At 62.3% G+C, this 12,005-nt stretch carries 10 protein-coding genes and 1 tRNA gene; 3 read left to right on the top strand and 8 right to left on the bottom strand.

Annotated elements, in window-relative coordinates; genetic code table 11:
* The first annotated feature begins 431 nt into the window (after positions 1–431).
* A complete protein-coding gene (locus tag LBW87_RS18755; protein WP_225202985.1) occupies positions 432–1,025 on the top strand; it encodes a nitroreductase family protein in 594 nt (197 codons plus the stop codon).
* 98 nt (positions 1,026–1,123) lie between these two features.
* A tRNA-Asp gene (locus LBW87_RS18750) sits at positions 1,124–1,200 on the top strand.
* Between the two features lie 150 nt (positions 1,201–1,350).
* Here the strand turns inward: LBW87_RS18750 and fusA are convergent.
* Complete coding sequence (gene fusA / locus LBW87_RS18745; protein WP_225202984.1) at positions 1,351–3,453, bottom strand: elongation factor G; 2,103 nt, start codon at positions 3,451–3,453, stop codon at positions 1,351–1,353.
* Between the two features lie 204 nt (positions 3,454–3,657).
* Between fusA and LBW87_RS18740 the strand changes: the two genes are divergently transcribed.
* Positions 3,658–4,290, top strand: coding sequence for a TetR/AcrR family transcriptional regulator (locus tag LBW87_RS18740; protein ID WP_225202983.1), 633 nt, complete (start codon positions 3,658–3,660; stop codon positions 4,288–4,290).
* A 138-nt stretch (positions 4,291–4,428) separates the two neighbouring features.
* Here the strand turns inward: LBW87_RS18740 and LBW87_RS18735 are convergent, their stop codons facing one another.
* The 7 genes from LBW87_RS18735 to LBW87_RS18705 form a co-directional block, all read right to left on the bottom strand.
* Entirely contained in the window at positions 4,429–5,355 is a 927-nt protein-coding gene (locus LBW87_RS18735) for a recombination-associated protein RdgC (protein ID WP_225202982.1), read from the bottom strand.
* Between the two features lie 43 nt (positions 5,356–5,398).
* Positions 5,399–6,568, bottom strand: a complete 1,170-nt coding sequence (dinB, locus tag LBW87_RS18730) for a DNA polymerase IV (protein ID WP_225202981.1) — start codon at positions 6,566–6,568, stop codon at positions 5,399–5,401.
* 6 nt (positions 6,569–6,574) lie between these two features.
* Positions 6,575–6,784, bottom strand: a complete 210-nt coding sequence (locus LBW87_RS18725) for a SlyX family protein (RefSeq protein ID WP_225202980.1) — start codon at positions 6,782–6,784, stop codon at positions 6,575–6,577.
* Complete coding sequence (locus LBW87_RS18720) at positions 6,781–8,064, bottom strand: TIGR03862 family flavoprotein (RefSeq protein ID WP_225202979.1); 1,284 nt, start codon at positions 8,062–8,064, stop codon at positions 6,781–6,783. Before LBW87_RS18720 ends, LBW87_RS18725 begins: the two co-directional genes overlap by 4 nt.
* A gap of 34 nt (positions 8,065–8,098) precedes the next feature.
* Positions 8,099–8,842, bottom strand: coding sequence for an amino acid ABC transporter permease (locus LBW87_RS18715; RefSeq protein ID WP_225202978.1), 744 nt, complete (start codon positions 8,840–8,842; stop codon positions 8,099–8,101).
* A 53-nt stretch (positions 8,843–8,895) separates the two neighbouring features.
* The gene (locus tag LBW87_RS18710) at positions 8,896–9,702 is read right to left on the bottom strand and encodes a basic amino acid ABC transporter substrate-binding protein (protein WP_225202977.1); all 807 of its coding nucleotides are present in this window, start codon (positions 9,700–9,702) and stop codon (positions 8,896–8,898) included.
* Between the two features lie 174 nt (positions 9,703–9,876).
* Entirely contained in the window at positions 9,877–11,949 is a 2,073-nt protein-coding gene (locus LBW87_RS18705; protein WP_225202976.1) for a UvrD-helicase domain-containing protein, read from the bottom strand.
* Positions 11,950–12,005 lie beyond the last annotated feature (56 nt).

The following is a 12,005-nucleotide window of genomic DNA, read 5'->3' as shown; positions in this document are numbered from 1 at the left end:
CGGCACTCGTCGATCCGCAACGAAAGCCGCTGGGTCCCGGCATGCGCCGGGACGACGAAGTCATTTTCGCGTCTGCCCTTTTTCCATCAATTGGCGCCCTTGCCTTCCGGGAAATCGGTGCTTCGAGATGCTGACGAACGTAACAAGAAGTTTCAGGCGACCCGCAAGTGCCGATGCGATCGTCAAGATTCTGTGGTGGATGTTACAGCGTGTAAAAAGATTGGTCCGACTGGAGGGGGGTGGTTATTCTGAGCTTCCTCCCCCTCCAATTCATCACCCCTGAGAATTGGATTTAGCCCGCCGGCCTCGCGCTGTGCGGGCTTTTTTACGTCCGCTCGATCGCGTCAAGGATGAGCTTCGGGACGCGTCAGCAGGAAAGATGCGGCGCTGCTAAGATGCCTCTTTTTTACGACTCATCCACAGGAGCCTGCATGTCTTCCAATCCGCGTATTGCCGACCATCCGATCGATCCCAATTTCATCAGCCGCTGGTCGCCACGCGCCTATGATGGCTCCGATATCTCGGAAGAGACGGTGCTGACTTTCCTGGAAGCTGCGCGCTGGGCGCCGTCGGCCTATAACGCGCAGCCTTGGCGTTTCGTCTATGCGCGCCGTGGCACGCCGGCATGGCAAAGCCTGCTGGGCCTGCTCAATGAATTCAATCGCAGCTGGGCCGAGAAGGGTTCGGTCCTGATCGTGGTGTTGTCGAAGACGGTGATGCTGCCGCCAGGCGCCAAGGAAGTCGTGCCATCGGGCACCCATTCGTTCGACACTGGTTCGGCCTGGGGCTACCTGGCGCTGCAGGCCAGCATCTCCGGCTGGCATGCGCACGGCATGGCCGGCTTCGACAAGGAAAAGGCGCGCGTCGAACTGAACGTGCCGGCCGAATACTCGGTGGAAGCGGCCGTGGTCATCGGCAAGCTGGGTGACAAGTCGACCCTGCCGGAAGGCCTGCAAGCACGTGAATTGCCTAGCCCGCGCGAGCCGCTGTCGGCGCTGGCATTCGAGGGTAAATTCAAGGCCTGAATTTTTTTGTCGAATTGATGACAAAGTGCTGGCTTTTCTAAAAGAGCTCTTATAGAATAGCGGTCTTTCAGCAAGCACCGACAGCTGAAGACGGTTTTGGAGTGGTAGTTCAGTTGGTTAGAATACCGGCCTGTCACGCCGGGGGTCGCGGGTTCGAGCCCCGTCCGCTCCGCCAGATAAAAAAGCCCTGCTCTTTGAGCGGGGCTTTTTTTCGTCCATTTTTTTTTGTGGACGCGAAACAAATTCCAGGGATGTCCAAAGAAAAATGCCCGCTGCGAAGCGGGCATTTTGACTTGCAAGGGGTACTGCTAGAGCCCCTTTGAGCTTACTTGGTTTTATTGCCCGACAAAGCCTCCACTACCTGCCGTGGGGCCTCGGCGTAATGCTTGAACTCCATCGAGTAGGTAGCCCGTCCCTGCGACAGCGACCGCAGTGTCGTCGAATAACCAAACATTTCCGACAGTGGCACCTCGGCACGTACCAGCTTGCCGCCGCCGATCATGTCTTCCATACCCTGCACCATGCCGCGCCGTGACGACAGGTCGCCCATGACGTTGCCCATGAAGTCTTCCGGTGTTTCCACCTCGACCTGCATCATCGGCTCCAGCAGGATCGGGCCTGCGCGTCGCATCGCTTCCTTGAAGGCCATCGAGCCGGCCATGCGGAAGGCGTTTTCGTTGGAGTCGACGTCGTGGTACGAACCGAAGGTCAGCGTGGCCTTGACATCAACCACCGGATAACCCGCCAGCACGCCTGCGCGCAACGACTCCTGGATGCCCTTGTCGACTGCGGGGATGAATTCACGCGGAACCACGCCGCCCTTGATCGCGTCGACGAATTCATAACCCTTGCCAGCCGGTTGCGGTTCCAGTTTCAGCACCACATGACCATACTGGCCGCGTCCGCCGGACTGCTTGACGAACTTGCCCTCGACGTCTTCGACCGCCTTTCGAATCGCTTCGCGGTAAGCCACCTGCGGCTTGCCCACCGTCGCCTCGACGTTGAACTCGCGCTTCATCCGGTCCACCAGGATCTCAAGGTGCAGTTCGCCCATGCCCGACATGATGGTCTGGCCCGACTCTTCGTCCGTATGCACCCGGAACGACGGGTCTTCCTGCGCCAGGCGACCCAGCGCAATGCCCATCCGTTCCTGGTCGGCCTTAGTCTTCGGCTCTACCGCCTGCGAAATCACCGGTTCCGGAAACACCATGCGCTCCAGGATGATCGGATGCTCCGGATCCGACAGGGTGTCGCCGGTCGTCACATCCTTCAGGCCCACGGCAGCGGCAATGTCACCGGCGAACACTTCCTTGATCTCCTTGCGTTCGTTGGCGTGCATCTGCAGGATCCGGCCCAGTCGTTCCTTGCGGCCCTTGACCGGGTTATAGACGGTGTCGCCCGAATTGACCACGCCCGAATACACCCGGAAGAAGGTCAACTGGCCCACGAACGGGTCGGTCATGATCTTGAAGGCCAGCGCCGAGAACGGCTCGTCATCTGCCGGATGGCGTTCGATCTCGCCGTCGTCCTCGTCATGGCCGGCAATGGCCGGCACGTCGACCGGCGACGGCAGGTAATCGATTACCGCATCCAGCATCGCCTGCACGCCCTTGTTCTTGAAGGCGCTACCGGCCAGCATCGGCACGATTTCGTTAGCCACCGTGCGCAGGCGCAGGCCCAGCTTGATCTCGTCCTCGGTCAGCGGCGTGCCCGACAGGTACTTGTCGAGCAAGGCTTCATTGGCTTCGGCCGCCTGTTCGATCATGTTGTCGCGCCATTGGCGAGCGCTGTCCGCCAGCTCGGCCGGAATCTCTTCGTACTTGAAGCTGACGCCCTGGCTGGCCTCATCCCAGATGATGGCCTTCATCTTGACCAGGTCGATCACGCCGGTGAAATGGTCTTCTGCGCCCACCGGGATCTGGATCGGCACGGCGCGGCCCTTGAGCCGTTCCTCGATCTGTTTCTGTACCCGGAAGAAGTCGGCGCCGACGCGGTCCATCTTGTTGACGAAGGCAATGCGCGGCACCTTGTACTTGTTGGCCTGGCGCCAGACGGTCTCCGACTGCGGCTGCACGCCGCCCACCGAGTCGTACACCATCACGGCGCCATCGAGCACGCGCATGGAGCGTTCGACCTCGATGGTGAAATCGACGTGGCCCGGGGTATCGATGATGTTGATGCGGTGCTCGGGGTAATTGCCGGCCATGCCTTTCCAGAAAGCGGTGGTGGCCGCCGAGGTGATGGTGATGCCGCGTTCCTGCTCCTGCTCCATCCAGTCCATGGTGGCCGCGCCATTGTGCACTTCACCGATCTTGTGATTGACGCCAGTATAAAAAAGGATGCGCTCGGTGGTCGTGGTCTTGCCCGCATCGATGTGCGCACTGATACCGATGTTGCGGTAGTTTTCTATTCGGGTCTTGCGGCTCATGATGTGTCCTTTCTATGGCGCCGTCACTGCTCGGTGAAACGAAGATGATTGCAGGTTGGTTGATCAATTCTCGTCTGATTTATGTAACGAGGATTAGATAATAGGAGCCTCTTGCGCTTTATTCAAGTCCATCGCAGATATTTTTGTAATGCAGATTAAAATAAACTACACTGCCCCCACAGATGGCAACACCGAGGAGCGCCGATGATAAAACCCCGAGGACGACCCCGTAGTTTCGATCGTGAACAGGCATTGCAACAGGCCATGCAGGTGTTCTGGAACAAGGGTTACGAAGGCACCACCATGGCCGACCTGACCGACGCCATCGGCGTCAAGGCGCCCAGCCTGTACGCAGCTTTCGGCGACAAGAACGCGCTGTTTCGCGAAGCGGTCGAGTTCTATTCGCGCACCGTCAGCGCCGGCCCGCTGCGCGAGCTGCATGCCGGGCGCGGGATTCGCGAAGACCTGTACGCGATGCTGCGCGCCAGCGTGCGCATGAATGCAGGCAAGAGTAGCGCATCGGGCCTGCCGGCGGGGCGGGGATGCATGGTGGTGGTGTCGGCCATCAACTGTGCTCCCGAGAACGCCGAACACAGTGATGCGCTGTCGCAACGCCGGCACCAGCGTCGCAACGAGATTCGCGCCCGGCTGCTGCAGGCGCAGCGGGACGGAGAGATTCGCGCCGATGTCGACATCACGGCGCTGGGAGACTTCTATACGGGGTTTCTTAACGGCATGGCCCTGGGCGCACGCGATGGTTTGTCCAGCGCGCGCCTGACGGCCACGATCGGGCCGGCGATGTTGCCATTGGAGAGTGTACTGGCGGTGCCAGCGTAGGCCTTGGCCTTGCGTCTGAAGACTTATAAGTCTTCAGTCACTGGGCCCTGACTTTCGTCAGGGCGACGGTGCGAGAGTGATCAGTAGTCAGCCGTCGTGCCGGCCAAGGCCGGACCCCAGTGTCATTGCGTTGCTGCCTCAGGCGGCCTTGGGCATCTGGCCTTCGTTTTCCTTCAACTGACCGCCCAGCGCTTCCACCAGCGACGACAGCAGCTTGGCCAATTCACCGGTCATCAGCAGGAAGTCGCCATCGAGACGTTCGTTTTCGTCGCGGCCGCCGATATCGCTGTCTTCCTTCAATACATCCAGTGCCGCAATGCGCTTGACCGACAGGTTCTCGGTCAGCACGAAGGAGACCTTGTCGGACCAGGTCAGCGCCAGGCGGGTGCACTGCTTGCCGGACTCGATATGGCGCCGCACGTCATCGGCTTCCAGCGTGTGGCGCACATAGCGCACGGTGGCCTTGCCTTCGCCGGTCGAGCGCAGCTCGGTGTCCTGGTCGACGGTGAAGCCGAACGGCGCTTCGTCGCTGGCCAGCCAGTCGGTCATGGCCGCGCCCGGCGACATGACGGTGCGCAAGGTTTCCAGCGGGAACTTGGGAATCGCCTTGAACAACAGCTTCAACACTTCCTCTGCCTTGGACGGGCTGCCGGCATCGACCAGCAACCAGCCGTTGACCGGATCGATCCAGACGAAGGTGCTGCGCGTGACCGAGAAGGCGCGCGGCAACAGCTCGTCGGTGACCTGTTCCTTCAATTCCTTGGTTTGCTTGCGTCCGGGCGGAAAGCCCTGCTGTTCTTCCAGCTCGGCGGCGCGCGCCTTGGTGACCTGGTTGATCACGGACGACGGCAGCAACTTCTTTTCGGTCGACAGCTGAAGCAACAGTTGTCGATTGACTACGTGCACCAGCCGCTCGTTGCCGCGTGGCGACACCCAGCCCTGGCTTTGCATTTCGATGCTCGAGCAGGCGGTAAAGGCCTGTGGCGCGAGTTGCGCTTCGAGCTCATCAGGGTTGACTGCCCACGGGGCTGGCAGGCGATAGATCTGCAGATTCTTGAACCACATAGGAGTCCGGGCAAAAGCGGCCATTTTACACCGCCGCCCGTGGCTAGACGCTATCCGGTGTGCCGCTGAAGTCGAGGCTGAACTGTTGCGATTCTTCTGTCGCCTCAGCGCCAGGGCGTTGCAGGCCGCTGGCCTTGACGCCCAGCAGGCGGATCGAGCGATCCAGTTCGATGCGTTTGAGGCAGGTGCCGGCGGCATGCCGGATCGCCTTGGCATCGCCCAGCGGCTCGGAAAAACTCACATCGCGCGTGACCGTCTCGAAATCATCGAAACGCAGCTTGATGCCGATCTTGCGACAGACGTAACCCTTGCGTTCCAGGTCGGCCGCCACCTGGGTGCACAGCCGGGTAAATACCTCGCCCAGCTGCTGGCGGTCGCGCACGGCGTGCAGATCGCGCTCGAAGGTGGTTTCGCGGCTCATCGATACCGGTTCGCTGTGGGTGACTACGGGCCGGTTGTCGAGCCCGTGAGAGACCCGGTGCAGCCACTGGCCGTAGCTTTGGCCGAAATGCTCGAGTAGCCAATCCTGCGTGCAGGCGGCCAGTTCGCCGATGCTCTTGACGCCCAGGCTCTCCAGCTTGGCGGTCGACTTCGGGCCGATGCCATTGATCTTCCTGACCTCCATGGGCCAGATGCGTGACGGCAGGTCGTCCATCGTGACGATGGTGATGCCATCGGGCTTCTGCATGTCGGAGCACAGCTTGGCCAGCAGCTTGTTGGGGGCGATGCCGACCGAGCAGGTCAGTTGCGTGGCCTCGAAGACGGCCGACTTGAGGCGACGGGCGATGGTCTCCGAGTCGTCCTCGAGAAATGAAATGTCGGCATAGACCTCATCGATGCCGATGTCTTCAATGGTCGGGCTGACCGAGCGGATGGCGTCCTTGAACTGGCGCGAGTATTGCCGGTAGAGGTCGAAGTTGACCGGCAGCAGCACGGCGTCGGGCGCCAGCCGGGCGGCTTTCATGGTGGGCATCGCCGAATGCACGCCGAGGGCGCGCGCTTCATAGGTGGCGGTGGTCAATACGCCGCGGCCGACATAGTCTTTCAGGCGCGAGAATTCGCGGGTGCCATCCGGCAGATCGCGCGGCGCATGGGTCTGGCGGCCCGCCACCACCACCGGCTTTCCTCTCAGCTCGGGATAGCGCGACAACTCGCAGGATGCAAAGAAGGCATCCATGTCGATGTGGGCGATGCGACGTTGATCAGCGGCCATGGCGGCTTAGTAATGCGGCGGCCTCTCGTTGGCCGGTGCGCGGTCATCGCTGGCGTTGGCGAGTTCCTTGAAGCGCTTGGCCAAGGCCCCCAGCAGCATCTCCAGCTCGTCGATTTTTTGCTGCTGGTGATAGACGGTGCGATTGAGCTCATCGACCAGGTGTTCCTGGTGCGACAGTTTCATTTCGATCTCGATGATGCGGTCTTCGCTGCTCACTTGTGTGCTTCCTCTCGCGTTACGTGGCTGGGGTTGGTGCCCAGCCAATCCAGTACGCCTGCCGCGGCGCCATGGCCAGTGGCAAAGCAGGCGCTCAACAGGTAGCCGCCGGTGGGGGCTTCCCAGTCCAGCATTTCGCCGGCGCAGAACACGCCCGGCAATGCGCGCAGCATCAGGCCGTCGTCGAGCGCTTCGAAACTGACGCCGCCGGCGGTGCTGATGGCTTCGGCCAGCGGGCGTGGTCGCAACAGCGTCAGCGGCAGCGCCTTGATCGCCTGCGCCAGTCTGGCGGGATCGGCAAAGTCTTCCTTGCTGACCACTTCGCGCAACAGGCCGGCCTTGACGCCCTTGAGGTGCAGCCGGCTCTGCAGGTGGCTGGACATCGAACGTGCGCCGCGTGGATGCGCCAGCTCGCTCTGCACTTTTTCCAGCGTCCAGTCGGGGAGCAGATCGAGGTGCAGGCGCACCGAGCCATGCGCGCTGATGGCGTCGCGCAATGGCGCCGATAGCGCATAGACCAGGCTGCCCTCGACGCCCTTGGCCGTCACCACGAACTCGCCCCGGCGATTGTGCATGCCGCCGTTGGGGCGTGCCACGCTGGCGACCACGGGCTTGACCGGCTCGCCCGCAAAACGGGTGCTGAAGTGTTCGCTCCAGTCGAGTTCGAAGCCGCAGTTGGATGGCTGCAGGGCCGCCACATCGACCTGGCGTTGTTGCAGCAGTGGCGCCCAGGCGCCGTCCGAGCCCAGGCGCGGCCAGCTGGCGCCGCCCAGTGCCAGGAGAGTGGCATTGGCGGTGACCGTTATCTCACCGTCGGGCCCGGCCAGGCGAAGCGCGCCGTGTTCGTCCCAGCCCAGCCAGCGATGGCGCATGTGAAACCGCACGCCCGATTCGCGCAGGCGATGCAGCCAGGCGCGCAGCAGTGGCGCCGCCTTCATCTCGAGCGGGAAGACCCGGCCCGAGCTGCCGACGAAGGTGTCGATGCCGAGGCCATGAATCCAGGCTCGCAGTTGTTCGTTGTCGAAACGCCGGATGAACGGCGCCAGTTCGTCGCGCCGGCCGCCGTAGCGCGGCAGGAAGTCGGGCAGCGCCTCGGAGTGGGTGATGTTCATGCCGCCGCGACCGGCCAGCAGGAACTTGCGTCCGGCCGAGGGCATCGCATCGTAGACATCGACGCTGGCGCCGTGGCGGGACAGCACTTCGGCCGCCATCAGGCCGGCCGGGCCGGCGCCGATCACGGCCACGTGCTGGCCAGGAGAAAGAGAAGACAGGTTTTGCATGCGATTCTGTTAGGGCCGCTGGCGCCCGCCAGGCTCAGCGCCGGTGTGGCGCGCTGTAGCGATGTTCCAGGCGGGCGACCAGCAGCGCCAGGATGATGGTCATGCCGAAGTAAAGCACGGAAATGGTGATGTAGGGTTCCCAGTAGCGGGCATAAGTGCCGGCGACGGTGCGTGCAGCATACGCCAGTTCGGCCAAGCCGATGGCCGACACCAGCGAGGAATCCTTGAGCAGCGTGATGGCTTCGTTGCCCAGCGGCGGCAGCATACGGCGAAAAGCCTGTGGCAGCACCACGTAGCGCATCGTCAGCAGGTAGTTCATGCCGAGGCTGGCGGCGGCATACGACTGGCCGCGCTCGATCGACTGGATGCCGGCCCGGAAGATTTCGGAAATATAAGCGCCCGCATTGAGCGACAACGCTACCGTGCCCGACAGGAAGGCGCCGTAGTCCTGCTTGATGGTGCGGGCCAGCTCGCCCGAGATCAACAGGCCGTGCTCGGGATGCACCAGCGCCGGCATGAGCGCAAAGTGCACCAGCATGATCTGCACGAACAGGGGCGTGCCGCGAAAGAATGCCACATACAGCGCCGCCAGCCAGCGGGCGGCGCGTACCGGCCACTTCCAGGCGCCGCGATGGACCTCGGCCAGGCGCAGCATGCCCACCAGCAAGCCCAGCACGGTGCCGACCACGATACTGACGGCCGACACCTGCAACGTCACCAGCATGCCCTGGGCGAACAGCGGCGCATAGCCTTCGATGATGCTCCAGCGGAAATCCATGGCCTACTCTGTGACGTTGAAATGCGGTGGCATGCGTAACTTGCGGGACACGATCACTTGCCGAAATACTGGGCGCTGATCGCCGCAAAGCTGCCATCGGCCTTCATGTCGGCCAGGCCCTTGTTGATCTTGGCCAGCAGTTCCGGGTCGTCCTTGCGCACGGCGATGCCGTAGTCTTCCTTGGGGAAGGTGTCGTCGGTGACGGTGCGCAACTTGCTGTTGGGATTGTTGGCGATGTAGTTCTTCACCACCGGCTCATCGGCCACCACCGCGTCGACGCCGCCGCCTTCGAGTTCCTTCAGGGCCAGTGGGGTCGATTCGAAGCGCTTGATCTTGGCGTTGTTCTTGCCCAATACCTGCTGCACCAGTTCGTCACCCGAGGTGGCGCTCTGGGTGCCTACGGTCAGCGGCTTGAGGTCGTTCATCTTGCTGACCTTGGTGTCGGCTGCCGGCACGGCGATGGTCTGGGTGGCAACGAAGTACGGTTCAGAGAAGCTGACCGATTTCTTGCGCTCGTCGGTGATGGTGATGGCCGAGATGAGCAGGTCGCGATCGCCTTGCGCCAGGAAGTTGAAGAAGCCTTCGAACGGCGTCGGCACGAACTTGACCTCGATGCCGATGCGCTTGGCCAGCGCCTTCATGACGTCGATATCAAAGCCGACCACTTGCTTCTGTTCGTTTTCCGCCGAGAACGGCGCATAGGCCGACTCGACGCCCACCAGGTAGACCTTGGCCGCGGCAGGCGCTGCGGCTTGCGGTGCGGCCGGTTGCTCCTTGTTACAGGCGGCCAGGCCCAGCATGCCGATGAAACCGGCGGTCAGCGCCAGGGCGCGGGCGTGGCGGAAGAAGTTGTTGCTCATGGTGAAACCTTATCGTCGGAGCGCTGCGGCCAGCGCCGGTTTTTTTTGGAAAGGCGAAATTGTAAACTGCTCAGCCGCTTCGGCCCTATCGGCAATGCAAAAAGCCGCGCCAGGCGATGCTAAAAAATAACGATCAGGGTCCGATGTTGTTACCAGGGAAACGCCCGGCAGGGTTCAGCCCGGCTCGGGCGTGTTCCTCGGCTTTTGCAGCAGGGCTTTCAGATTGGCCAGGCGGGCCTGCGGCGTCATGGCCTCGGCTTCTTCGGGCGGCGCGGTGTCTTCCTCCAGGCGCATCTCCTTGACGAAGCGCGAGACCTGGCATTCGACCACTTCCCGCGCGCGCTTGCGGCGCTTGCACCACGAAATGTGCAGCGAGCGCTGGGCGCGGGTGATGCCCACGTACATCAGGCGGCGCTCTTCTTCGATGCGGGCCGCCATCTCTTCTGCCGGGGTGTCGGGATCGCCCCGGTGCGGCAGGATGCCTTCTTCCACCCCCACCAGGAACACGTGCGGAAACTCCAGTCCCTTGGACGCATGCAGGGTCGACATGCGCACGGCGTCCTGTTCTTCGTCGCGACCTTCCAGCATGCTCATCAAGGCCACCATCTGGGTGATCTCGAGCAGGTTCTTTTCGTCACCGTCGCGATCGCGGCCGCCGCAGGCGCGTTCCTTGAGCCAATTGGTGAAGTCGACCACGTTCTGCCATTTGCTTTGCGCGCTGCGCTCTTCGTTGGTGTCGTAGAGATAGAACTCGTAGTTGATCGCTTCCATCATGTCGTCCAGCACCAGCCCGGCGTTTTCACCGCTGCCGGAGGGACCGGGGCGGGTGGCGCGCGACTCCAGCGCATTGATGAAGTCGCAGAACTTGCGCAGCGGGTACAACTGGCGGTCGACCAGCTTGTCTTCGAGCCCGCCCTTGTAGACGGCTTCGAACAGCGAACATTGCCACTGGCCGGCGACCGTGCCCAGCACTTCCAGCGTGGCCTGGCCGATGCCACGGCGGGGCGTGGTGACGGCACGGATGAAGGCCGGATCGTCGTCCTGGTTGGCGATCAGGCGCAGGTAGGCAATGATGTCCTTGATCTCGGCGCGGTCGAAATAACTCTGGCCGCCCGACATCACATACGGAATCCGCTCGCGGCGCAGGGCCTTTTCGAAGATGCGCGCCTGGTGGTTGCCGCGATACAGGATCGCGTAGTCCGAGAACTTGGCATGGCGCTCGAAGCGATGCGCCGACAGCGTGATGGCAATCTGGTCGGCCTCGGCTTCTTCGTCGTCCATCGCCATCACCTTGATCGGGTCGCCCAGTCCATGCTCGGACCAGAGCGTCTTGTCGAACAGCTTCGGATTGTTGGAGATGACCGAGTTGGCCGCCTGCAGGATGCGGGTGCTGGAACGGTAGTTCTGTTCCAGCTTGATCAGGTGCAGGTTGGGAAAATCGACCCCCAGCAGCTTGAGGTTTTCGATGGTGGCGCCACGCCAGGCGTAGATGGCCTGGTCGTCGTCGCCCACGGCGGTAAACATCGGCTTCTTGCCGACCCCGGTGACCAGCAGCTTGACCAGTTCGTACTGGCAGGTGTTGGTGTCCTGGTATTCGTCGATGAGCAGGTAGCGCAGCCGGCGCTGCCAGCGGTCGCGCACTTCCTCGTTGCTGCGAAACAGCTCCACCGGCAGCCGGATCAGATCGTCGAAGTCGACCGCCTGGTAGGCCTTCAGCGTGGCCACGTAGCTGCGGAAGATGCGCGCGGCCTGGGCTTCGTCTTCGGTGCGGGCGTTCTTCTCGGCCAGGTCGGGGTCGACCAGGCCGTTCTTCCAGAGCGAGATGCTGTTCTGGATGCCGCGAATGAGACCCTTGTCGGTGGTCACCGCCAGCTCTTGCACCAGGGAAAAACAATCGTCGCTGTCCATGATTGAAAAGCGATCCTTCAACCCCAGATGCTTCGACTCCTGGCGCAATATCTTGACCCCCAGCGAGTGGAAGGTCGACACCGTCAGGTGCTTGGCCTGCTTCGGTTCCTTGAGCAGCTTGGCGATGCGTTCCTGCATTTCCAGCGCGGCCTTGTTGGTGAAGGTCAGCGCGGCGATGTTCTTGGGTTCGTAGCCGCAGCTTTCGATCAGGTGCGCGATCTTCTGCGTGATCACGCGGGTCTTGCCCGAACCGGCGCCGGCCAGCACCAGGCAGGGGCCGGTCATGTAATGAACGGCTTCGCTCTGGGGTTTGTTCAGGCCAAAGGCGGGGGCGGACATAGGCGGGGCTCGGGGAAGAGGCAGGAAGGGTAAATGCAGCTAGGCGCGCCATTGTA

The sequence above is a fragment of the Herbaspirillum sp. alder98 genome, assembly GCF_020179755.1.
In the GTDB taxonomy this organism is placed as follows: Bacteria; Pseudomonadota; Gammaproteobacteria; order Burkholderiales; family Burkholderiaceae_D; genus Herbaspirillum.
The sequence above is the reverse complement of the archived record's forward strand: the minus strand, read 5'-3'. Positions and strand labels throughout refer to the sequence as shown.